The sequence below is a fragment of the Aromatoleum evansii genome, assembly GCF_012910805.1.
In the GTDB taxonomy this organism is placed as follows: Bacteria; Pseudomonadota; Gammaproteobacteria; order Burkholderiales; family Rhodocyclaceae; genus Aromatoleum; species Aromatoleum evansii.
Map to the genome: position 1 here is coordinate 37,493 of NZ_WTVK01000005.1, position 24,104 is coordinate 61,596.

Annotated in this window: 20 protein-coding genes; 10 read left to right on the plus strand and 10 right to left on the minus strand. The window is 60.0% G+C overall.

What is annotated here, in order from left to right; translation table 11 throughout:
* Nucleotides 1-269 precede the first annotated feature (269 nt).
* The 5 genes from GO615_RS03445 to GO615_RS03465 all read right to left on the minus strand — a co-directional run bounded on the left by GO615_RS03445 (nucleotide 270) and on the right by GO615_RS03465 (nucleotide 3,477).
* On the minus strand, nucleotides 270-491 hold the full coding sequence (locus GO615_RS03445; RefSeq protein ID WP_169125653.1) for a type II toxin-antitoxin system HicB family antitoxin: 222 nt from the start codon (nucleotides 489-491) through the stop codon (nucleotides 270-272).
* 39 nt (nucleotides 492-530) lie between these two features.
* Nucleotides 531-1,139: an HAD family hydrolase gene (locus tag GO615_RS03450; RefSeq protein WP_169125654.1), complete on the minus strand. Its 609-nt coding sequence runs from the start codon at nucleotides 1,137-1,139 to the stop codon at nucleotides 531-533.
* An 11-nt stretch (nucleotides 1,140-1,150) separates the two neighbouring features.
* Nucleotides 1,151-1,417, minus strand: coding sequence for a hypothetical protein (locus tag GO615_RS03455; protein ID WP_169125655.1), 267 nt, complete (start codon nucleotides 1,415-1,417; stop codon nucleotides 1,151-1,153).
* A gap of 79 nt (nucleotides 1,418-1,496) precedes the next feature.
* Nucleotides 1,497-2,438 carry a diacylglycerol kinase catalytic domain-containing protein gene (locus GO615_RS03460; protein WP_169125656.1) on the minus strand — a complete coding sequence of 314 codons (942 nt, stop codon included), beginning with the start codon at nucleotides 2,436-2,438 and terminating at the stop codon, nucleotides 1,497-1,499.
* 16 nt (nucleotides 2,439-2,454) lie between these two features.
* Nucleotides 2,455-3,477, minus strand: coding sequence for an SPFH domain-containing protein (locus tag GO615_RS03465; protein ID WP_169125657.1), 1,023 nt, complete (start codon nucleotides 3,475-3,477; stop codon nucleotides 2,455-2,457).
* Between the two features lie 118 nt (nucleotides 3,478-3,595).
* Here GO615_RS03465 and GO615_RS03470 point away from each other — a divergent pair, with 118 nt between their 5' ends.
* Nucleotides 3,596-4,354 (plus strand): NUDIX hydrolase, encoded by a 759-nt coding sequence (locus tag GO615_RS03470; RefSeq protein WP_169125658.1) that lies wholly within the window; start codon nucleotides 3,596-3,598, stop codon nucleotides 4,352-4,354.
* Between the two features lie 182 nt (nucleotides 4,355-4,536).
* Here the strand turns inward: GO615_RS03470 and GO615_RS03475 are convergent, their stop codons facing one another.
* Both GO615_RS03475 and GO615_RS03480 read right to left on the minus strand, forming a co-directional pair.
* Nucleotides 4,537-4,716 (minus strand): hypothetical protein, encoded by a 180-nt coding sequence (locus tag GO615_RS03475; RefSeq protein ID WP_169125659.1) that lies wholly within the window; start codon nucleotides 4,714-4,716, stop codon nucleotides 4,537-4,539.
* 159 nt (nucleotides 4,717-4,875) lie between these two features.
* Nucleotides 4,876-6,393, minus strand: coding sequence for an NYN domain-containing protein (locus tag GO615_RS03480; protein ID WP_169125660.1), 1,518 nt, complete (start codon nucleotides 6,391-6,393; stop codon nucleotides 4,876-4,878).
* A 327-nt stretch (nucleotides 6,394-6,720) separates the two neighbouring features.
* Between GO615_RS03480 and GO615_RS03485 the strand changes: the two genes are divergently transcribed.
* From GO615_RS03485 to GO615_RS03525, 9 genes are all read left to right on the plus strand, one after another.
* Nucleotides 6,721-9,237, plus strand: coding sequence for a sigma-70 family RNA polymerase sigma factor (locus GO615_RS03485; protein WP_211166937.1), 2,517 nt, complete (start codon nucleotides 6,721-6,723; stop codon nucleotides 9,235-9,237).
* Nucleotides 9,238-9,292: 55 nt separating this feature from the next.
* A complete protein-coding gene (locus GO615_RS03490) occupies nucleotides 9,293-10,753 on the plus strand; it encodes an ATP-binding protein (protein ID WP_169125662.1) in 1,461 nt (486 codons plus the stop codon).
* Between the two features lie 27 nt (nucleotides 10,754-10,780).
* A complete protein-coding gene (locus GO615_RS03495; protein ID WP_169125663.1) occupies nucleotides 10,781-13,624 on the plus strand; it encodes a Z1 domain-containing protein in 2,844 nt (947 codons plus the stop codon).
* Complete coding sequence (locus GO615_RS03500; RefSeq protein WP_169125664.1) at nucleotides 13,608-14,627, plus strand: PD-(D/E)XK motif protein; 1,020 nt, start codon at nucleotides 13,608-13,610, stop codon at nucleotides 14,625-14,627. The genes GO615_RS03495 and GO615_RS03500 overlap by 17 nt, the downstream gene beginning before the upstream one ends.
* Nucleotides 14,627-16,420, plus strand: coding sequence for an AIPR family protein (locus tag GO615_RS03505; RefSeq protein ID WP_169125665.1), 1,794 nt, complete (start codon nucleotides 14,627-14,629; stop codon nucleotides 16,418-16,420). Before GO615_RS03500 ends, GO615_RS03505 begins: the two co-directional genes overlap by 1 nt.
* 10 nt (nucleotides 16,421-16,430) lie before the next feature.
* Complete coding sequence (locus GO615_RS03510; protein ID WP_169125666.1) at nucleotides 16,431-16,871, plus strand: DNA mismatch endonuclease Vsr; 441 nt, start codon at nucleotides 16,431-16,433, stop codon at nucleotides 16,869-16,871.
* Between the two features lie 329 nt (nucleotides 16,872-17,200).
* On the plus strand, nucleotides 17,201-18,814 hold the full coding sequence (locus GO615_RS03515) for a hypothetical protein (protein WP_169125667.1): 1,614 nt from the start codon (nucleotides 17,201-17,203) through the stop codon (nucleotides 18,812-18,814).
* A 20-nt stretch (nucleotides 18,815-18,834) separates the two neighbouring features.
* A complete protein-coding gene (locus GO615_RS03520) occupies nucleotides 18,835-19,680 on the plus strand; it encodes a hypothetical protein (protein WP_169125668.1) in 846 nt (281 codons plus the stop codon).
* Nucleotides 19,681-19,682: 2 nt separating this feature from the next.
* Nucleotides 19,683-21,212 (plus strand): AAA family ATPase, encoded by a 1,530-nt coding sequence (locus GO615_RS03525; RefSeq protein WP_169125669.1) that lies wholly within the window; start codon nucleotides 19,683-19,685, stop codon nucleotides 21,210-21,212.
* 398 nt (nucleotides 21,213-21,610) lie between these two features.
* Here GO615_RS03525 and GO615_RS03530 read toward each other — a convergent pair whose 3' ends face one another.
* From GO615_RS03530 to GO615_RS03540, 3 genes are all read right to left on the minus strand, one after another.
* On the minus strand, nucleotides 21,611-23,188 hold the full coding sequence (locus tag GO615_RS03530; RefSeq protein WP_169125670.1) for a DNA cytosine methyltransferase: 1,578 nt from the start codon (nucleotides 23,186-23,188) through the stop codon (nucleotides 21,611-21,613).
* A gap of 148 nt (nucleotides 23,189-23,336) precedes the next feature.
* Entirely contained in the window at nucleotides 23,337-23,675 is a 339-nt protein-coding gene (locus GO615_RS03535) for a hypothetical protein (RefSeq protein ID WP_169125671.1), read from the minus strand.
* 58 nt (nucleotides 23,676-23,733) lie between these two features.
* Nucleotides 23,734-24,090, minus strand: a complete 357-nt coding sequence (locus GO615_RS03540) for a hypothetical protein (protein WP_169125672.1) — start codon at nucleotides 24,088-24,090, stop codon at nucleotides 23,734-23,736.
* Nucleotides 24,091-24,104: the final 14 nt, after the last annotated feature.

Genomic DNA, 24,104 nt, shown 5'->3' on the forward strand with positions numbered 1-24,104 from the left:
GATTGTCATCTTTTCCGGTGAAAGCCCTGGAACTAGCTCTTGGAGTCTTGTGTCGGTGAAGGGCCGGGTTGGGCCGAGAGTTCGCATTCGCTAGTCAGGAAGGGAGACCTTCGCAACTGCGCTGGCCTGTAGGTCCGTTGTTCGCAGAACACCTGTCGCCCATCTGTCTAAAGTCTGTACGGCAGCTAAGCAGACGCTCAACGACCAAGAAGCCGAGTTGTACTTGATGAAGGCAATCGCGGTGGTATTGACCTTGGGACCTACACGAACTACCCCTTGGCGTGGATAGCCACCTGCCCAAACCGATAGCTTCGACACGGCAACTCCATCAATGCGTCCTTGTGACCATCGAAGTAGAGTTCAAGAGCCTCTTTCAGACTCACCACGGCTTCCTGTTCTGTCGGTCCATCGCTTGCCACGTCAATGTCAAGGCAGCGCGCAACGAAGGCGCCCTCTTCCCAGAAAACCACGTAACTCAGCTTGCGTTCCATGAGAGATCGTATTCCTGAATGGTTTTTTGGAAAGCCGCCTCAACCCGATCCCCGCTCGTTCAACCACCACCGTGCGAAGTCGGCGAGGTTTGCGTGTTGCGAATCCACGCGCGACAGCCCGTCTCCACGGTTCGGGGATCCATTCGGCTCACGCAGCACGAGCGCCGCGTGGATGTCCTCCGGGATTCCGCGCAGGTAGGGCAGATAGTCGTCCACGAAGGCCACGGGCCTCAATTCGCGCAGGGCCGCGGCCTTGGGGCTGACCTTGGCCGCCGCGTTCGCGGTCGCGATCACACGCGAGATGGGAAAGCCGTGACTGTGCAGGTTGTGAAGACGCGCGGTTTCGAAGTGCAGCTCCATGGCAGTCACACAGACCAGTTCGTAGCCGGCCGCCACCAACTCGTGGCAGGCCTCGACCGCCCCCGCCATCGCGGGAATGGACGACCAGAACGCTGCATCGAAGCACGCCCGAAACGCCTCGAGCTCGTCGCCGTCCAGCCGACGAACCTGCCAGCGGTCCATCGGCCAATACGCCTCGGGATCGCGCACGGCGGGCCGCGCGCCGAAGGCGCGGGCCCACGCGTCGGCATACGCATGGTGGTAATTGACCAGTACCCCGTCGGCGTCCAGCGCGATGATCGGTTTCATGACGCGCCCTCTCAAGTGCAATGGAGCGTCGATGAAGGCCGGTTACGGCCCGCCCCACGGCTCGCCAGTCGCGCCTTGAAACGGGCCAGACGTGCCTCCTGCGGAGTGGGACGCCGCGCGATCACCAGACGATGCCCGTCCTGGTCAATCATGAGTTCCGCCGGGTCGGCACCGAGCATCCGCAACAGCGGTGGCCGGATCACGATCATTCGGCCGGGCCGGATGCGAACAATCGCCCGGGCGGCCTTTCGCGGAGTGCGTGTGATGCCCTGCTGCATGCGTCCCCCTCCCCCAATCTCGTTCAACGGCCCCTCTCGAGCGCCCTGTTGCTCCACCTTACACGCAAGCCTGCGCACTTCAAGTGATCAACGCGCCACGGTGCGCCGCAAGTCCGACGTGTGCCTCGACGCCCGCGGTAAAGCGCAGGTAGTCCGCCTCGATCCCGTCGCTGAAGATCACCCCTTCTTCAGGCATCAGGGAACGCAGACGCAACTCGCACCCGGCTTCGACCGTCCCGAAGACCAGCCCGGTCTGGCTGGCGATGCTCGGGAAGGGTTCGCGCACCGCGAAGAGCAGCCGGTCGGTGTCCCACGCCAGCGGTGCGTAGGCCTCCGCCAGTGCCGTCGAGGCGGCGCCCAGCCCCGCCGCGATCGCGCGCGCGCCGGTGATGATGCTCTTCATCCACGCGGTCGAGCCGAGCCCCGTCGAGATGATCAGTCCGCTCGAGGACTGGGTCTCGCGCCGCTCGCCCAGCGTGATCTCGTAACGGGCGGAGGTATGCGTGCGCGCACCGACGAAGAGGTCGTTTACGGCATGAAGGACCTGCCCGTCCGACAGCCTCGCCCGCGCCAGGGTGACGGCACGCGCACCGCGACGGTCGGCGATGACATCGGCGAGCACGGCACCCAGATCCCCGGGCACGAAGGGCAGCAACACCCCGTCATGGCGCGTCGGATCGGGATTCACCCCGATGAGGGGTTGCCCGGTGAGGTACTTCATGGTGTTCGCGACGAGTCCGTCCTGCCCGAGCGCAACGACGATGTCGTCCGGGCCGAAGAGGAAATTGGGCAGGAACTGGCGATCCAGCGTCTGGCGTCGCGGAAACGCTGCCACCGCCTGCATCACGACGTCGTGCGCGGCGCGGTAGGTGTCATGCTCGCGCTGATAGCCGGCGAAGTCGGCACCGAGGTGTTCGAGGTAGAAGCGCGCCTGGGCGAGCGAGTTGAAGCGCTGCACCAGTTCTTCGAGACGCGTCTTGCGCGTGACGAGAATGATCTTGCGATCGAGGATGGTCGCCATGACCGGCGAGCCTCGCCTACTTCGCGCCGCCTGCGCCCAGCAGCGACTGCAGCAGGTCTGGCGACAGGTTGAGCTGACCGATGCGCTCGGCCTTCTCGGCGATGCCGCCGAAGGCGAGTGCGATGAGTTGGGCCGGCGCCATCCCGGCCGAGGCGAGCGCCTGCACGATCCGGGGATCGGCACTGCCGACCGCCTTCATGGCTTCCGCAATCCGGTAGGCTTCAGCCTCGGCGCGGGTGCGGGTGTTGTCCGCTTCGAGGCTGACGAATTCCTTCCGACGACCTTCGAGCGCGATCCGCGCCTCGAGATCGGCCGCCTGCAGCGCGGCCTCGCGTTCGCGGATGGAGGCTTCGGCGGCCATGCGGGTCTCGCGGATGGTGCGCTGCTTCAGTTCCACCGCAACCTCGGTGTCGAGCTCGCTTTCGCGGATCGCACGCTCGTTCTCGACGGCAGCGTTGCGTCGCGCGTAGATCGCATCGTCAGCCGCCTTCAGGATCGTCTCGCGCACCTCCGCCTCCAGCGCCCGCGCGGTCTCCGCCTTGGGGCGCACAGCCACCACGGCGAAGGAGAGGATCTCCAGGCCCAGCGCGACGATGTCGCCGCGCACACGAAGCGCCGCCTCGACCTCGCCCGCGATCGCTTCCGCGCCCTGCAGGCAGTCGCGCAGGCTGCGCCGGCTCACGGCCTGCTGCACGAGCACCTCGACCGCACCTTCGACGCGGCCGCGCAGGTGCTCCGGATCCTCCGCGGCATAGCGGCGGCCGTCGGCGGCGAGGGTAAAGTTGAGCATGGCGGCGATCTTCTTGGGGTCCGCGATGCGGTAAGAGAGACATCCCTGCACCGTCGCCGCCTGAAAGTCCGCGCTGGTCTGCTCGAAGATGAAGGGCAACAACTGGCTGCCGACCGGCACCGCCACCAGCGAACTCGCCGGCGCGTAGTAGAAGAAGGACTGCCCCGCGCCCTCGCGCACGATGCGGCCGCCGCGCACCTGCATCAGGTAGGTGGTGGGATCGGCCTTGATGAAGCGGATTCCGAACATGATGCCCTCCGTTTCGCGCATCCTGCGCATAAAGTGTTTCTGTACCACTAATTTAGGTGGCACAGTCCCACCTGTCAAGCGCTACAATGACGCGGACCCTCACTGAGGATATGTCGCCATGGCGAAACACAACGCGGCCCCCGCCGCATGCGAACCCTACCCGCGCCCCTTGTGCACGGTGGATGTCATCATCCTCACGCTCCTCGACGCCACGCTGCAGGTACTGTTGGTGCAGCGCGAGGACGCCCCCGGGGAACCCTTCCCCGGTCGGTGGGCACTGCCAGGGGGTATCGTCGACACACAACACGATCGCAGTCTCGAGGACTGCGCGCGGCGCAAACTGCTGGACAAGACCGGGGTGGTCGCGCCCCATCTGGAGCAGATCGGTAGCTGGGGCGATGCCGTGCGCGATCCGCGCGGATGGTCGACGACGCATGTGTACCTGGCCCTTCTGCCGGCCGCGACGCTCCATCCTCGCCGCGGGGGCAATGCTGCCGACCTCAGGTGGTTCCCGCTCGAGCCCCCGGCGGGCGGTCCTGCCCTGCCACCGCTCGCCTTCGACCACGCACGCCTGCTCGGCGCAGGGCTCGCACGGCTGCGCGGCAAGGCGGAATACACGTCGCTACCGATCTATCTGCTGCCGCAGACCTTCACGCTGAGCGAGTTGCAGGCGGTTTTCCAGGTGGTGCTGGGCCGGTCGCTGGAAAAGAAGGCGTTTCGCACACGCATCCTCGCGTCAGGCCTGGTCGAGGAGCTCGACGAGATGAAGGAGACGAGCCGGCGGCCGGCGCGGCTGTACCGGCGCAAGACCGACGAGGGACTGCACTACTTCCCCCGGGCGCTGGAGTCGCATGGCGGGAGTGTCGGACCGAGCTGAGGGATCGTCCTCGCCAAATCACGCCTTCGACACGCTCGCGGACGGTTCGCCCCGATGCGCCGGCGAGGCCTTGTGGATTGCACAATCCACGAGGTTGCAGCCCAGCCGGCGTGCGGAACACCAACCTTGGCGACCGGATGCCAGCCGCTCAGGGGCCATGACGATGCTGCATGCGGCCGCGTTCAAGCCTCGTGCAGGACCGGATATTTCCTTTTGTCATTGCGCCGCCTCGCAGCCGCTTCCAGTCGCGCCCGATCCTCGGCCGTCCGTACAGGCACTCCCCCTGGCGGGAGGGGAATCACGCGGCCTTCACGGCCCGCGATCAGCGATCGATTGGCAATTTTGGCGATGGTCAGCTTCATCGAGCAACTCGGTCAGTCGTTCGTCTTATCCACGCTAGCAGTCTTCGACCGCAGCCGCCACCCCAACGGGACAACAGCGACCGGACGTCCGCAGATCCCGCCCTCCGGCCAGAAACGGGGCCAACGCATCGAAGCCTTCAGTAACGTATCGCCGCGATTTCAGGTGTCACGCCCCCCTACGATCCACCGGCTGATCGACGCATCCACGTTGGCGTCCACAATCATCTGCTCGCGCAGGCAAAGTGACCGGACGTTGTCCGCCGTCTTGCGGGCGAGCGTGACGTGGTCGTCCTGCCCGCCACCAAATTGGTGCCCGCGAAGAAGAAGCCCGAGCAGAATCCAGCTCACCTGACTGCGATTGATCGGTCGCCCCTCCGCACGAACCTTGTCGCGCAGCCTCTTCCCGGTTTCATTTAGATCAAACGGGTGCTCGACAAGGTCCGCTGCGAGCAGTCGGAACAGGGCCTGATAATTGGCAGGCGGAAACAATGGCGCATTGATCACGTCATGAATCTGTGTTGCGAGGGGGAGAAGGTCCGCATCCTTCCCCCAATCCGCTACGCCTCCCCCAACGGCCTTGGCACCGTTCGCGGATGCAAGAGAATGGCGCGAAGGCTCGTAGATGCGGCCACCCGCCCCGCTCCAGTCAATCGCCAACGGCGATAGATCGAGCGATTCAATCATCTTCCGGAATGAGCCCGATCCGTTCCAGTCTTCCGCAATGGCTCCGTGGCGCACGGTGATCAGTTGGGCGATGCGCCCGCACGGAACCGGCTGAGGCGATGCCGCCACCTCCGTCCGGATCAGCCGAATGACCGCATCGAGCTCGTCCTCGACTCTGACCTTGGACGCGGTCGCCTTGGGCGGGGCGTGCCGCCGCGGATCGTGGATGACGCCCCCTCCGTCCCAACAAACGACGCAGGGCGCGAAATCCGATGCCTCGACCAACTTGCGGAAGCTGCCGAATCCCGCCCAGCTCGTGGCGTCCATTCCCTCGACTTCCTTGAGGATGGTCGAGGCCAGCAGCGACAGGGCGATCGGCGCCGAGGACTCCGCGACCTTGCGCCGAATCAGTTGCTGGGCAGCACCCACCACGTGCGCGGCCCCCGCAGGGGACGTCGGCGAGGGCCCGGACTCCACGGCCGCCCCTTCCTCGTCTCGGAAGCCCAGGGCGTCCCGGACAAAACTGTCCTGATCGATCAGCAGATCTGCCGATGCCCGGTAGGCCGCCGACGGAAATCCGATGGCCAGCACTGTCGTGCGACGATCCCACCGGCGCAGCTTGCGCAGCACTGGCGTGAAGTCGGCATCAGCCGAGAAGACGATGAACTCGTCGTAGTGCGCCTCATGCTGCAGCAGATCCACGATGTCGAGCACCATATGGATGTCGGTGCTGGTCTTGCCCTCGCTCGTCAGCGCCGGGCAGTCGATGATCTCGAACCCGGCCAGATTGAATGACGGCCGGAAACGCTGATAGACCTGCGGGTTGAGATAGCAGCGTCGCACCAGCACACGGCGCCGGGCGTCCGCCGGGGCGTGTTCGGGCAACTCGAGCGACGAGACGAGCCACTGCATCCAGCGCTGCGGCTTCTGTGCAAACTGTTCCGCCATGGCCGGATCAAGCTTGCGCAAGCCCGAATACACGTTGTCGAAATCCACAAAGAGGGCGCTTTTCAAGCGTAGCTCCGTTCTACCCAAGTCGAGCGATGAGCATATCAAAAATGCATGGCACCAAAGTCCATTCGGACCATGCACGGACATCGTGAGCAAACAGGTCGCTGGCGGTCGATGATGCGTAACGCCCGCGCTCGGGGCTGAGAGCGCACCGCAGGCAGAGCACTCGCGCACTGCTACACATTCGCCCAAACACAAGACATGCCCCACCGATCGCCTTTGCCGATAAACTCTGTTTCATATGCCGTTGGTGAATGCCGCATTATTCACATGCCTGTCATGGGTTGCGCCCCTCTCGGACCGCAACCGGAATATCTAGAGGAAATGGTCTTGAACGATCCGGGCCCCTTCCGGAAGAAGTCACTGAATCCGCTGCTCAGGATGGCCGCCGTCGCCGGCGTGCAAACGGCCATTCGCCTGCATATCCGCCGAGGTGACGATCTGGATGCCGTTGACGAACACGGTCGGACTCCGCTGATGCTCGCGGCAGAGCGAGGTCACGCGGAGGCCTGCAGACTGCTTCTCGAGGCAGGGGCCGACCCCACCATCACGGATCCCGGCGGGCTGGATGCCACTCACCTTGCCCTCGCCGCAGGCAAGGAGGAGATTGCCGCCAATTTGCGTCGGTTCCTCACAAAAAAGATGGACGAAGAAGAAGCGAACGGCTTGCCTGCAATTGGCCAGGATTCAGACGCAGAAAAGCCGGCGCCCCCGGATGCGGAAGCGGCGGACGACAGCCCATTCGACAGTTGGGAGGCGGAGACGGAGGCAGTCGCCCCGCCCAACGACTCGCGACATGCCGAGGCTGCAAGATGCATCCAGCAGGCAATCTCCGCGCATGCGGCAACAAGCGCCGACGAAGACTGGTCCGACATTGAGATCGATCTGCCGGAGATTCGCACTGACCATCGGCGCGAACGGCGACTGGACGAGGAGGATCTTGAACGTCTCCGCATGCTGCTGCTTCGGGGATTGTCGGTTGGTTACGTAAGCCGATCGGATGTCTTGGAGGCATGCAGCGACGAGGCGGAAGTTCCGGATCAGGACCTCGCGAGACATCTCGAGCGGCTGATTGACGACCTCGGTCTCTATCTTGAAGACACGGCGCCCGATTTCAGCTCCGAGGCACACGGTTGCGAAGCATTGAATGCGGGAGACGAAGATGCGGCGGAGGAGGCCCTCCGGTTTTTCCGCGAAGTCTGCTCGGACAACACCGATCCCCTCAAACTGTACATCCGGGACATTGGCCCCCATCATGCGCTCACTCGCGAAGATGAAGCCGACATCGCGTGTCGGATGGAGGCAGGCGTATCCGACGCGATCGACGCGGTAGCCTCGTGCAGAGCTGCAGTCGAAGTGGTTCTCGCGGCCGCTGACGCCATCCGTCGTGGCGAGGCTGACGGCCGTTCGATGTTTGGCCGACAGGGAGGCAATTCGGATGATGAGGCCCTCGACGCGGCACTCGATGATTCATCCGCGTCCTCCGATGACGACGACAATCAATCATCGGAGGATGAAGCAGGCGGCATACAGGCGCTAACACCAGAACTCGACGCGACACTTGTCGCACTTCGGAGCCTTGTGAACGCCTCCACGGGGACACCCGAAATTCCCGCCCCGCTTCAGGAGCAGATTGCCACCCTTCTCAGGGCATTGGGCCTGAACATCAACTTCCTGGCGCAAGTGGGCGACGCCATCATTCAGTCGTCTGGCCACACGGACGTCGCCACGCGGATTGCTGCAGGCCTCGGGTCGATGATGGAGGCACGCAAAACGATGATCGAGGCAAACCTGAGGCTGGTCGTTTCGATCGCCAAAAAGTACACCTACACAGGTTTTCCGTTCGCCGACCTGATCCAGGAAGGCAACCTTGGCCTCATTCGGGCCGTCGAGAAATTCGACTATCGACGCGGGTTCAAATTTTCCACCTATGCAACCTGGTGGATCAGGCAGGCAATAACGCGCGGCATCGCCGATCAGCAGCGCCTCGTCAGAGTGCCCGTCCATATGGTCGAGTCGATCAACAAAGTGGCACGAGTACGACGCACACTTGAGGCACGGGGACTTCCGGCCGGAGCGGCAGAAATAGCCGCCAGCGCAGGCATGAAGGAGGAAACGGTACGAAAGGCCCTCACGGTCGATCGGAGCAGCATATCCCTCGACGATCCGATGAATGACGCGCCCGGGGCAACGAGCATCGCCGAGTGGCTTCAATCCGCCAATCCGGGCCCCGAAGAAATTGCCATGCAGGGAGCGCTTGGTCGCGTCCTGCGCTCCATGATGGACGAACTCGATCCACGTATGGTCGAGGTGCTTGAAATGCGCTTCGGCCTGAAGAACGGGGATGACGAGACACTCGAGAGCGTCGGTCAGGCATTTGGCGTTACACGCGAACGCATACGACAGATCGAATCCAAGGCACTCGGTCGCCTCAGGCACCCCTCGCGCAGCGAAACCCTAAGGCATTTCCTCGACTGCATTCCGCGTCCTGCCTTGAAACCGCCGGCCGCGAGCAATGGAACAGCAGCCATGCGCAGCTTGCCAGCCGAGACGCAGGAGCAGATCGCAACACCTTCGTCTCTCCATCCAAATCTGCAGCCCCCCCCGAGAACGACCTTGCCAACCGCCCCCGAGAAGGAAGCGACCGGCGAATCAAATATCGACCGTGCCATTCGACTCGCGCGGAAATCGGGCGTCAGGGTTGACGACCAACGCAAAGAGGATGGAACCGGGCAGGTCTGGATTCGGGTGAAGACCCAGAAGACGCCCGAAGAGCGCGCTCTCGTGAAGGAACTGACGCGCCTCGGATTCCGGTGGGTCACCAGACTGGGCTTTGTAAATGTCTAGATCTCAGCCCCCAATGACCATGAGATCGAGACACGCACCGCCCCGCGCTGGCGCCATGATTGAGGCGCTCCGCGGTCTCGGATACTCGGCCGCCACAGCATTGGCCGATATCATCGACAACAGCATCGCAGCCCGCGCAACCAATGTTGACCTGACCTTCAATTGGAATGGCTCAGGAAGTGCCATCACGATCCTGGACGACGGAGAGGGGATGGACGCCGACATGCTCGATCGGGCCATGCGCCTCGGTGAGATCAACCCCCTCGCCGAGCGAAGCCCGCAGGATCTCGGGCGTTTCGGACTCGGACTCAAGACCGCCTCGTTCTCCCAGTGCCGGCGACTGACCGTTGCAAGTCGCCGCACAGGCCAGACTGAATGCCTTCGCTGGGATCTGGACGTGATCGCAGCCAGCACAGATGATGGATGGCATCTCCTCGAAGGCCCGGCCGAAGGGTCGAGTCACTTCCTGACCCGGCTGGATTCGGTGAAGAGCGGGACCCTCGTGCTCTGGGAGCATCTTGACCGCATCGTCACGCCTGGATGCAGCGAGCAGGAATTTCTGGACCTCATCGATCGCGTCCAGCAGCACCTCGCGATGGTCTTTCACCGGTTTCTGGCCGGTCCCGCACCGAAGCTCAGGCTCAGCATCAATGGCCGCCCTGTGTCGCCGTGGAACCCCTTCATGCCGCACCACCCGGCGACTTGGTCATCGCCGACCGAACGGATCCCGACGGACGCAGGGATCATCGAGGTGCAGTGTCATGTGCTGCCTCACAAGGATCGCCTCGATGCGAAGGAGCATGAAGTCATGGCGGGTCCGGATGGGTGGACCTCACAGCAGGGCTTTTACGTCTACCGCAATGAGCGACTGCTCGTCGCCGGAGGATGGCTGGGGCTTGGCCGTGGCCGGGCATGGACGAAGGAGGAGGCACATCGCCTTGCCCGCATCAGGCTCGACATTCCCAACACCGCCGACGCCGACTGGAAGATCGACATCCGGAAGTCGACCGCCCGTCCGCCCCTCTGCGCACGGGAGCGCCTGACCCGTCTCGCCGAGGACACGCGGGCGCGAGCCCGCAAGGTTTTTGCCCACCGCGGCCAATCCGTGCGCGACGCCGTCGGCGGCGACCCGATCATGCAGGCCTGGGTGGCGGAACACTTTTCCGGCGGAATGCGCTACCGAATCGACCAGGATCATCCCGCAGTGAAAGCCGTCCTCGAGAACGCCGGCACGCTCGCGCCGGACATTCTCGCGATGCTCCGCGTCATCCAGGAAACAGTCCCTGTGCAGCGAATCTGGCTTGACACAGCCGAGGGGCGCGAGACACCGCGCACGGGGTTCGCCGGAGAGGTTCCCAGTGAAGTGCACGCGGTTCTCGAGGTCATGTACCGCAACCTTGTGGCCCGCAAGTCCGTGCCACCCGAGCAGGCCCGACTGCAGCTTCTGCGCACCGATCCGTTCCACCTGTACCCGGATCTGGTGGCTGCACTGCCCGACGTTCCTGCCGCACCCTGACATTTCATCCGAACTTCCTGAAATCATATGGCTGACACTTCCAGCGACAACACTCAGCGCGTCATCAAGTTTGTGCAGGAACTCCTTCTTGACGAGGAGGACCGCTCATCGATCACACCGGCACTGATCGCCGAGAAGATTGACATGGTCGTGGCAATGAAACGCTCCTGGGGAGAGGGGCTCGACCGCGACGCGGTGACCGACGAGCTGATCAGGCGTTTCAGCGTGTGGATCGGACAGGACACCACCCTGAGCAACGATGTCGGACACATCCCCTGGCTCACCGTCGACCGGAAAAGGGACTGGCGCTACTGGCAGAGGTACCGCGACTGGCTGGAGGGAAAACTGTCATGGAAGGCTGTGGATGCCCTCGATCAGTCAACGGACACCGTCCTCGGCTTCCTCGAGGATCCGCAACGCACGGATCCTTGGGACCGCAGGGGGCTCGTCGTCGGGCATGTGCAGTCCGGAAAGACCGGCAGCTACACCGGGCTGATCTGCAAGGCAGCCGACGCCGGATACAAGATCATCATCGTTTTGGCAGGTCTGCACAACAACCTGCGCTCGCAGACCCAGATACGCCTCGACGAGGGCTTCCTCGGCTTCGCGACCAACCCGAACCCCGAAGTGGTCGAGTACATCGGGGCAGGAGCCGACGGACGCGATGCAGCGATCCGGCCGAATTGCGCGACGACGCGGGCAGACAACGGCGACTTCAACACCAAGGTGGCCAAGCACCTCGCGATCACACCGGAACAGCGGCCGTGGCTGTTCGTCGTGAAGAAGAACAAGACGGTGCTGACCCGACTGCTGCACTGGATCCGCAATCATGCAGCCAACACGCACGATCCCGAAACCGGACGAAAGATCGTCACGCATCTGCCCCTGCTGATCATTGACGACGAAGCGGACCACGCATCGGTCGATACCGGCGAGCAGATGTTCGACGAAAACGGGATGCCCGACGAGGAGCACCAGCCGAAGGCGATCAACAGCCTGATCCGTCAGATCCTCCATGCGTTTTCCAGATCGGCGTATGTCGGCTACACCGCCACTCCCTTTGCGAACATCTTCATTCACGAACGGGGAATCACGCGCGAGGAGGGCCCTGACATCTTCCCGGCTGCCTTCATCGTGAATCTGGCAGCACCGTCAAACTATGTCGGCCCGACACGGGTATTCGGCCTGACGTCGGCGGATGGGCGCACCGGCGGTCTGCCGCTCGTGCGCGAGGTGACGGACCACGCAACGCCCGACGGCCGCAGCGGCTGGATGCCCCAAGGGCACAAGAATGGTCACCGGCCTCGGCACGACAGCCCCGAGAAGATTCCCTCCTCGCTTGTAGAGGCGATCGACTGCTTCCTGATCACATGCGCGGTCAGACGTCTGCGCGGGCAGGCGCGGGAACACGCGTCGATGCTGATCCATGTGACACGCTTCAACAATGTGCAGCAGGCCGTGCTGGAACAGGTGGATGGGCACCTGAGCCACCTTCGCCAGAGGATCTGCCGAAACATCGACGCGGACCATATCCTGGGACGGCTGCAGGCGCTGTGGGAGCGCGACTTCGTGCCAACCTCGTCGCAAATTCCGGACTCCCCCCCTCTGCCCGCCTGGGGCGACGTTGCCGCCCAGCTTGCGGATGCCGTATCGGAAATCGACGTCAGGATGATCAACGGCACCGCCAAGGATGCGCTCGACTACGCGGAACACAACGCTACCGGACTCAAGGTGATCGCGATTGGCGGGGACAAGCTCGCACGCGGACTGACCCTTGAAGGGCTTTGCGTAAGTTACTTCCTTCGAGCCTCGAAGATGTACGACACCCTGATGCAGATGGGCCGCTGGTTCGGATACCGTCCAGGCTATCTGGATCTCTGCCGACTTTACACGACCGACGAACTGATCGAGTGGTTCGGCCATATCGCGGATGCATCGGAGGAACTGCGCGAGGAGTTCGACCTCATGGCTGCAAGTGGGGCAACGCCGCGTGACTACGGGCTCAAGGTGCAGTCGCATCCGGTGCTCATGGTCACATCCAGACTCAAGATGCGGGCGGCAAGGAATCTTCTCCTGTCATTCAGCGGGCAGGTTCTCGAAACCGTTTCCCTGTACCGCGAGGCCTCAAGACTCGAGGCGAACCTGCGAGCAACCAGGCGGCTCGTGGAAGCGATGGGCGGGCCCACCGAACCAAACCCCAAGCGTTCGCGGGGAGAACGCATCGACAGCTGGACCGGATTCCTCTGGAATGACGTGCCGGCAACAACGATCATTGATTTCCTCGGTTCGTATCAGACGCACCCGGCGGCCTACAAGGTCAACAGTGCAATGCTCGCCGAATTCGTCGGATCGATGGCCCGCATCGGCGAACTGACCAAATGGACGGTGATGGTGATGGGCAGCGGCTCCGGGGCGGAAAAGGAGCTTGCCCCGGGCTATCGGATCAGGATGAACAAGCGCACGGGTGACAAGGCTGTCGCCGATCGCTATTCGATCGGCAGACTTCTCGACCCCAAGGACGAGGCGATCGATCTTGGCCAGTCCGAATGGGAAGCGGCACTCGCACTGACACGTGCAGCGCGCAAGCCCGATCCGGCACGGCTTCAGGAGCAGAAGCTTCCCGAACTTCCGAACGGACCGTCGATCCGGAGGATTCGCGGCTTCGGGGCAGAGGGGGTCGCCGCCCATCCGGAGCGCGGCGTGCTTCTCATCTACACGCTGGATCCGAAGGAAAGCGAACTCGGTCTCGACGAGGATACTCCGCCCATAGTGGCCTTCGGCATCAGCTTCCCGGGCAGCGATTCCGGCGTGAAGATCGAATACAAGGTGAACAACGTCCTATGGGAGCAGGAATATGGCCCTGCAGAGTGAGCGCGAGGAGCTGCAGGCTGCTTGGCGTGCGCTGGCCGGCCACCCCGAAAGTGAAGGCTGGCGGACAATCCCGATCGCCCGCAAGAGCCCCTGCAAGGTTCTCGCCGGCAGGCACTTCCCGGGCAATGAGGAGGCACTGCTCGTCGGCTTCGCTCCTACCAGACTGCCGCCACCCAACCTGCTGCCGCAGGGACGCGGCTTCCTTGTTTCGCGGGAAGAAGTACCCGGGCAACCGGGGCATGTCTGGGTTGCATTACGCCGCCAACAGGCGGGCCGTCTGGATCTGTTCGCGATGATGGCACTGGACGTGCTCGGCACACTCGAACAGCTGCGTGACGCATCCAATGAACGCCTCGTGGAGGTTTTTCTCTCCAGAATAGCGGCGTGGCAGGAATTCATGCGGCGCGACTCGGACGGTGTACTGAGTCCCGAGGCAGAAGTCGGACTCGCCGGGGAGCTTGAGCTCCTCAACGGGCTCCTTGACGCGAACCTTCCTGCACCAGTCGTGCTAAAGGCCTGGCAGGGCCCCCTCGACGGCCTGCACGATTTCACCTTCGGCACGGGCGCGATCGAGGTGAAGTCGACGATCTCTCCGGCAGGATTCCCCGCCAAAGTCAGCTCGCTTGACCAGCTTGACGACACGATTGCGAGTCCGCTGTTCCTGGCCGGAGTCAGACTCGCGCTGGATCCCTTGGGAAACTCGCTGCCGGATACGGTCAGTGCCCTTCGCACCCGTCTTGCGGAGGGCCCCGCGGCACTCGTCACATTCAATACCCGACTCTTGCATGCCGGATACCTAGATGACGTGGCGGATCGATACACCCGCCGCTTCAAGCCGGCAGGCACCCGGTTTCTCCTCGTGTCGGAAGGTTTTCCGCGGCTGACCCGCGCCACCACGCCAGCCGAGATCCGCGCCGCACGCTATGAACTCGATCTGGACCTCATCTCTGGTATCCCGCATCAGCTGGATGATGTCCTCGCACAACTTGGATTGACCGAATAATGGAACTTGAGGAATTTCTTCAACAGACCCAGGCAGAGGTTCGCGCCGAGATCGGCGAGCGGCTCAATTCGGCTGGCACGGCATATCCCTATCCTGAGTCGGTGTTTGCCGAGGTCGTCATGCAGCACATGTCCGAGATCGGCATGACCTTCGAACCCAACATCTGCCACTACTCGGCCAAGGTGGGCAACGCAAACGTGCGCCTCAGCGGCTTTGCGATCTCCGACGAGTCCGACCAGCTGGACCTCTTCGTGAGTCTCTATTCCGGTTCCGACACTATTGAATCCATCACCGACACGGAGACGAAAACCGCGGCAGACCAGTGTCTCCGCTTCCTGTCGACCTGCGCGGAAGGCAAGCTCTCCAGAACCATGGACGAGTCGAACGACGCCTACCTGCTTGCCCTGAACATCGAAGGGGCATACGCCACACTCGACCAGATCCGGATCTACGTTCTGACGGACCGCAAGGCAAAGGCAAAATACTTCAAGGCGCGCGAGGTCGGCGGGAAGACCATCAAGCTCGAGGTGATGGACATCGAGCGGCTTCACCGGCACTGGTCCGAGGGAAAACCCCGCGACGAGCTCGTCGTCAACTTCGAGGAAGTTTCGGGAACCGCACTGCCCTGCGTCTATGTTCCCTCGGAAATGAGCGACTACGACTATGCCCTCACCGTCATACCCGGCGAGGCCCTGCGATTCATCTATGAGAAGTACGGTGCACGACTGCTCGAAGCAAACGTCCGGTCATTCCTCAGTGCAGCCGGCAAGGTCAATCGCGGCATCCGGGATACCCTGAAGAACGACCCCGAACGGTTCATGGCCTACAACAACGGAATCGTGGTCGTCGCCGACGAGGCCCATTTCGGCACGACGGCAGACGGCGGGCCCGGTCTGCTCTGGCTGAAGGGGATGCAGATCGTGAATGGCGGCCAGACGACGGCGTCGATCTATTTCTCGAAGAAGAAGTCTCCCGAAATCGACCTGAGAGGAGTCCGGGTGCCGGCAAAGGTCATCATTCTCCGCTCGACCGATGCCGCCGCCGAGGAAGCACTGATCTCCGACATCTCCCGTTATGCAAACAGCCAGAACTCGGTGCGTCAGTCGGATCTGTCGGCAAACAAGCCATTCCACATCGAAATCGAAAAGCTTTCACAGACCACCTACTGTCCGGACGGCGTCGGGCGGTGGTTCTACGAGCGCGCTGCAGGAAGCTACAACACGATGCTTGCCCGCGAGGGCAACACACCCGCGCGGCTGAAGCACATCAAGACAAACGTCACCCCGCCTGCACGAAAGATCACCAAGACGGATCTCGCAAAATACCTGAACGCTTGGGACTGCCGTCCGGATCTCGTCAGCCTCGGCTCGCAAAAGAACTTCGAACGCTTCATGGACAGCATTCGCGATCAAGAGGACCAGCCCCCGCGGCCCCTGCCCGACGTTCGCGAGTACAAGTCCATGATCGCAAAGGCCATCCTCTTCAAGCGTACCAGCGCACTCGTCCGCCCGATGTTTCCTGCCTTCCAGGGTAATGTCGCCGCATATCTCGTCTCGGTGCTGGCCGCCAAACTGGGCGACCGGATTGACCTGGATCGAATCTGGAACCAGCAGGACATCTCGAAGCAACTGCGTCAGCAACTTGCGACCTGGGCTGTCGAAGTCAACGACGCCCTGCACAGGAGCTCCGGCGGCCGGATGATTTCCGAATGGGCAAAGAAGCCCGAGTGCTGGGACAGGGTGCGCGTCGCAGCCTATTCGAAGCCGCAGTCGGATATTCCCGAAGTTCGATGATGGCCGCACCGTGACAGACATCGTCCCGCCCGAAACCCGCAGTCGCATGATGGCCGGAATCCGGGGCAAGAACACCGCTCCGGAGCTCGCTGTCCGGCGGGCCCTGTTTGCTGCGGGCCTGCGCTTCCGACTCCACCGAAAAGACCTGCCAGGCAAACCCGATATCGTCTTGCCGGCGCGAAAGGTCGCAATCTTTGTGCACGGCTGCTTCTGGCACCAGCATGCCGGATGTCCCTATGCCAAGATGCCAACCTCGAATCGCGAATTCTGGGCCAAGAAGCTTCTAGCAAATGTCGAGCGTGATCAGAAAGCCGTGCACGAACTCCGAATGGCAGGCTGGCGCGTCCTCACTGTTTGGGAGTGCTCCATCCGCAACAAGGAGAGCGAGTCATCGCTGCGGGCTGCGCTCCGAGCATGGATCGATCGAGAGTCCGGGTACGGCGAGCTGTAAAACAGGGAGGCCTGAACTCGCAGATCGAACATGACGCCCCCGAACATATGTGGGTCATGATTTCGCCCGATGCGGTCACGACCGACGCGAACGAGAGGCAGCTAACAGACGTACAGCTGACCTCAAGGCAATTTGGCTGCCAAGGTTGATACATCGTTAGTCTCCGTCGAGCTAAAATATCCAAAAATGCCTGTGACGTATCTGCATGCCATTTCTATAATAAATGTGTGGTCATAGGAGAATAACAAGAGTTGTGCATGAGAAAGGAATGATGCAGGCAGTCACAGGCCTCGCAGATTTGCCGCATACGAAATAGGGAGTTAAATAGCATGACCGAAACCCAAACAACCGAACTCAAACACCGTTCTGAAACCATGAACGCGCTCGCCCATCGCATTGAGGAAGACGCAGAGCATCCCGAGGTTGTGGCTGATATCGTCGAAAAGGCATTGGAGATAGAAACGGCGGGTGAAAACCATCAAAAGGCGCGCAATACCGTTCTGTCCTTTGTCCACTCCTATAGCCACAAGTCTGAGGAGATGTCAGATACAGCTTGGCTGGATAGCGAGTTTTCCAATTATCCGGAGATATGGAAAGACGCTGATGAGCGCAAAAGCACCGCACAAACTATTGTTGCGCGGGTGCAGCGATTCGAGGAAGAAAAAAAGAAACTCGCCGAATACCGTGATCGGGGAATGTCGCGGGAAAATTATCTCAAATCCGCTATTGAGAGCGGCGCGAAGGCTCAGGGTGTGAACAATGTTGGAAGCTATGCTGCCGAAATCGACTACGCCCTCGATCAGGCGAACAAAGACAACATTGACCTGATGTATCGCAGGGACGGCGGAATCAACCAGTCACGGCATCTCGATGGCTTCATCGCCGAACAACACCACGTTGAGAGCTTCAATATGGAAGCCGCGGCACAGGGAAGCCCTTACCGCGCTGAAGTACTCAAGCCTGCTCCGGGTGAAACCTATGGCAAGAATTCTGTCGATATTGTTATCCGAGACGGCAACGGTAAGATTGTCAAGCGCTATCAGTCAAAATACGGCTCCGATGCGGAATCCACCAAAGAGCTCTTTGAAAAGGGCGACTATCGGGGTCAAAGAAAGCTGGTCCCAGAGGGGCATGGGAAAGCCATCAAGAACAGCACCGAGGTTATCGAACATGAAGACGTAAAATCAAAGCCTTTGTCTAAAGAGGAAGCAAAGGAGCGCCAGCGTAAAATTCAAGAAGAAGAGGAGGCAAAGCAGTATGAGTGGAACGACGTTAACAGCAAAGCTATTGCCAAGAACATCGGCCAGAAGGCTGGTGTCGCCGCGATGCTGGCAATTGGCTTCCAAGGCGCACGCATTCTTGGGCGACGTATCTGGAACGGCCTGACCGGACAGACTAACAGTAGCATTGAGGAAGACGCCGCAGAGTTTGCGGAAAGCGCGCTAAAGTCAGGTGCAAGTGCTGGATTCACTGTGTCCGTGACCGGCGGCATGGTCGTGGCCTGCAAAAGCGGCTGGCTTGGCGCGGTATTGAAGCGCACGCCTGCGGGTCAAATTGCTAATGCAGTATGCGTCGGGATCGAAAATGTCAAAGTGCTTGCTGACTTTGCATCTGGAAAAATCAGCGATGAGGAAGCCGTGGATCGCGCAGGGGACGCTACCTGCAGCTTGATTGGCTCCTTGGCACTTGGAGTTGAGGGAGCATCCTTGGGGGCTACTATTGGGTCCGTACTCGGGCCGCTCGGCACATTTATTGGTGGCATTGCCGGTGGTCTTGTGGGAGGAATTGCTGGCAGCACTATCGGCCGCGCCGTTTGGGAGGGCGGCAAGGCCATTGCTAAGACCGTGGCGAATCGCGTCAGATCCGCTGCATCCAGTCTATGGGAAGGAACAAAAAGCGTAGCCAGTCGTGTGGGTAATTTTATCGGTAGTATTTTCAGCTAGTAAATGCGGGGGGCCATAGAATGACCAAGGCTATAAAATTCAATCTGATTCTCGACGGCCATCCGGTTCGCAACCTTGACGAACTTCGAGATAACTTCAATATAGAAGACATTCTTTCTTCCTACAGGAATGGCTTACTGAAACGCTGGCTTGAAACGCGCAGGCTGACCGAAGAGATTGCCGAACTCGAAAGAATACCGGATGACGATATAGATGCGGCAAAGGCACTGTGCCGTATTTTTCATGGCGACGCCACCAATAAACAGATCGAAATTGCTGCCTACCCATTCGCGTTTCGGAGAAGAGAAGCAGAGCGATTGGAGCGCTATGAAAATCTAGAAATAAAGAGAAAAGAAATAATACTTGCGTACCACGGGAATTACACGAAGCTTCTTTCAAGCATTGAGGAGCGAAGCGGTGACTATCCCTTTATCAAATCCGCCGTAGCAGAGATTTTCTCGCGCTATTTTGAACTTTATATACTTGATGCGCGTGCATTCTACGAACGCTTTATCAAGTCGCACCCAATGGTCATTCTGGCAACTTTGGCGAATTCTGACATGCGTCCTCACATTGCCAAGGAACTTTCTCAAGTTAAGCAAGACATGTCCATTGCATGGCCAGATCCCACCCTACCGCACATCCAAGCCTTTGCAGGAGAAACAGAAGGCTATTGGAAAGACTTGAAACCCAGAGGGACCCGCTATCTCATAATTCAGATGAATGATAATAATCTCATACGCAATTGCGGAATACACGGTGAGGAACTGAAAGCGGATGATGTAAACGGCAAATTCCCCATCCTCGACGGTATTGACTACAAGAGCAACAGCTCGGTTGATAAACTCATATACATGGAAGTTTGACGATGGGCAGGGAAGACAATCCGCAATTCGCTACAAAGCTAGCCGCATATGTTTCTGCTTTGCGCCCAATCATTTACATCAATCACTTTGATTCCCATGCAGTAGACTCACTGATAGCAAGCATCGCAGAAAAAGATACCAAAATTTATGAATACAACGAAGCCGGACACCACGTTGATTTTCGGCACAAAGTTTCAGCGGGCGCGCACCCCGGCAGCGACAACCTGAACAGTTTCCTCTCCGCCTTTGACGACAACGAACCAAAAAATGCATTTCTGGTGTTAAAGGATGTGCATCGTCAGTTCCGCCCCGAAAGCGCCGATGCCACCATTATTGCCCGGTTGAAGTCAATCGCTGATCGCACGATGTTCCGTGAGGGTGTCTATGTCACGGTCTTTCTGGTTTGCTCTGAACTAGTAATTCCGTCTGAGCTGGAAAAGATGGTAACGGTTTTCGACATCCCCCTGCCGGGATCCCGCGAAATCGAGAGCATCATCCGCGATTACGCCGATGGATTTCAAATCCCCATCCCGCCGGAAGATATCAACGAGCTGTGCGTATCCTTCAAAGGATTGAGCGATTTCGAAATTCGGCAAATCCTAAACCTTGCTTATCAGCGTTCAGGACTAATCGCAGCAGCGGATAAGAAATTGATTCTGGAGGAGAAGGAACAGATCATCAAGAAAACTGGCATCCTCGAAATCCTGTCCTTCGACTCCACGCTCAGCGACGTTGGCGGCCTGGACAACCTCAAGAAGTATCTTCAGGACAAGTCTCATATCTTCACCCATTTGGGCGAGGCGCGCCGATTTGGCATTGATCTGCCTAAGGGTCTTCTCATCGTCGGCATGCCCGGTTGCGGCAAGAGCCTAACCGCCAAAGCCACAGCGAGTCAGTTCAACGTACCGCTATTGCGTCTGGACGTTGGCAAGCTGATGGGCAAATACGTTGGTGAGAGCGAAAATAATATGCGGCGCGCGATCAAGACCGCCGAAGCGGTCTCGCCCTGTGTGCTATGGATTGACGAACTGGAAAAAGCTTTCTCGGGTCTCGGTGGATATGGCGGTGGTAGCGACGTGACCACACGGCTGTTCGGACAATTCTTAACTTGGCTTCAGGAAAAAGAAAGCTCAGTTTATGTCGTCGCCACCTCGAACGACATATCGGCTCTGCCGCCTGAATTCTTACGTAAGGGGCGCTTTGACGAACTCTTTATCGTCGATCTTCCCTCGCCCGAGGAAAGACGGCGTATTTTTGAGATACACTTGAAAAAGCGAGGAAAGCTTGGCGATCAAGTTGATGTACTCAAACTTCTCAAAGACACTGAGGGCTACAGCGGTGCGGACATCGAGTCGCTGGTAAAGGAAACAGTTGAGATCGCTTTTATTTCTGATGACAAAGCCGTAACCACGGAAAAACTGAAAGCGGTGATAAAAACCAGTAAATCTATTTCCGTTACGCTGAAGGACAAAATTGCGCAACTGAAGACGGTCTATGACAAATACGATTTTCAGAAGGCAAGTCGCGACTGACCATCAATACTAATTGATCTCGCACGCAATCAGGTCGGTAGTTATGGGAATGAGGCTGCATGTTTACTTATGGGAGGCAGCCCGTACGAACCATCAGTCGTAATAGGTCGAGGACGGAAGTCGGCGGCAAGACCGCTTGGCTCTTAATCAAAGACCAGCGACCACGCGGACGGCTTCGTAGGATCGCTGCAAGGTGTGCGTGGAGATCACGCTGTAACTGCCAAATCGCTAAGCCGTGGCTAGAGCCCATTTCAACAGCTTCGCTCCTACCGTAGAGGTTCAGATGGATAGACTGGCTGTTCAGCAGCACCGGTATCGCCGGCGACAATGGGCAAATAGCTGAAGAAAAGGGAAGAGTGAGAATGCAGGAGCTGGCCGTATGATTGATCGAATAAATGTTATAGCGCGTTATTGCACAAATCCTGTTTGATTTTTTCTGAACGAGGCCGTGCCTCTTCGACAAATCGTCCTACTACTTCCGCAATCTGGCGCGCGAGGTAGGGCGGGACTGCATTCCCGACCTGCGTGTACTGCTGAGTACGATTGCCCTCGAAGAAATAGTTATCGGGAAAGGTCTGAAGACGTGCCGCCTCACGTACCGTGAGGCTCCGACATTGGGACGGATCGGGATGGATGTAGTAGTGCCCGTCCTTTGCAATGTGCGATACGACGGTTGTCGACGGTAGCCGCGCGAGCTGCACGCGGAACCTGTCGGCGAACGGAGGATCCTCGTCATCAACATTGCCGTGCTTCGGAAGTAGAGCTTCCGGAAAGTGCGACAGCTTCGGCGCCATACCGAACTCCGCCGCATAACATGACGCAAACAGATACCGATGCAGATCAGGACGCATGTGTGAGCGTGCCTCGTGGAGGGTTACACCGCCCAGTCGGCCGTCTTCATACCAACGCCTAAGTTCAGGCGGAAGGGTGCGTCCCGTTTGAACGAATCCCATTGTGTAAGGCGCGCCGTGTGAGCGATGCGCCTCGGCAATTCTCTTGGCCGAGCGCATGCGCTCCTCCACTCGGGTCCGGACTTCACCTCTCCACCCCTTGAGGCTCCGTGCAGCGGTCCGGAACACATCCAGCCACGATTCAAACGAATCCGGCTCCCTGGAAAGACGACTTCGGAGCGGGGGCAGTCCCGCGATAGCCTCGCTCACCGAAACGGGTGGCACCGGCGCCCGCGCGAGCGTTTCATGCGCCTGCCACGTCAAGTCCTTGCGGATTCCGAAGAGTATTACCCTATGGCGCATCTGCGGGACGCCATGCTCCTCCGCCCTGATCACGAAATCGCTTGGCGCAAGACTCCCCGCCGCACCGGGAACGACGAAAGATCGGATTTCATAGTCGCAGTCCCCACCGGGACTCGCCAGATCCTCCAATATGCGCTCGAAGATCAGACCACCGCCATGCGTCGATGAAAGAATGCCCTTGACGTTCTCCATGACGAATATGGCGGGGCTGAATCTGCGGATGATGCGCAGATACTCCCGGTAGAGGAAATGACGCTTGTCCTCTTCGAACGCCTTTGGATCGGCCCCACGCATACGGGAGCGACCGACGAGCGAGTATGCCTGGCACGGAGGGCCGCCAATCAGCACCCATGGATCCACTCCACCAACGGCCCGTTGGATCCATTCGTCAATTTCCGCCGCAGGTGTCTCGCCAAGGATCGCATTCCTTGCTTCCTGCGCGGCGCGCTGCGCTTCGCGGGCCACAGCCGGGCTCGCGAGAAATTCATCCCGCGAGATCGAACCGCGAATGTAGTCGTAATAGGCGTCGGGAGCTCCCCCTTCGGGAAAGCCTCGGTAAAGGGCTCGCAAGGAAAGCGTGCGATGGGCAACCGGGTCCTTCTCGATCGAGACGCGAACATCGAATAGCCGTTCGCCACTGGCGTTCCTTACGGCCGAAAAGCCCTCGGCCAACCCTCCGGGGCCGGCAAACAGATCGATCACTGGGATGCTTACTTGCTTCATGAAAACCCTGATTTGTGCGGAAACGTGCACGTTCCCGATTTACCGGTGAAGAGTAGAGACAAAGCCCTCCGCGGCGTACTGTATCCGTCTGGAATTGCCTCATCACCGTGGGCCGATCCATCCGCCCGCAAGGCGAGGCAGGCCGCAATCATCTGATGGCCAGGCTCACGATCTCCGATGTTGGCAGTTCGACTTTGAATAAACCGCTGTCGGTTTCAACGCTCACTTGAGCCATCCTGCCATGCTCTGGCTCACGAAAACTGGTGCGCATGACGCACAAATTCGTCCCCTCGATGCGCTCGACCTTCCCTCCGTGGTACTTGATCACTTTGCAGGCCGTGTCGACCAGGATCAGCTGACCATCGACAGGCTGCATATCATACCAGGCGGCCAGCACGGCGACCGCTAGCGACCCCATGAATGCAAGGGGGAAGAGTCGGTCATCCAAAGGCCGGTGTGGTTCGTTGTTCGACTGCTGTTCGGTCATGATTTCCTCGGATTTGGTTGTCTGTGACCTCTCGGCCCCTTGCGAAGCCGCCGGCCCCTCATCCCTCAATCGGCCTGCCTGCGCGGCACTTCACTCGCCGGCATGTCGATGTCGATTTGTCCCCTGGGGGTATCGATCCGGATCGTGCCGAAACGGTTCGTATCCGACGCGAAGTGAAACCGGGCACGGAAAGCCCCTCCTCGTCGATCGCCTGGACCGTCACGCCGTGATGCGCCATTACGCGACAGCCGCGAGCGGTCAGAAGCAACTCACCTTTCTCGAAATACGTGATTGACATGCCTCCGACGATCACGGCGAGCGGCAACAGCAGGGCAAGCAAGAGCAGCGACCAGCTGTGGTCGGCGTTGCGAGCGCCGGCACCCTTGTCAGGATCCGGTTTGCCGGTTTCAGTCATGGGATATGTCCTTT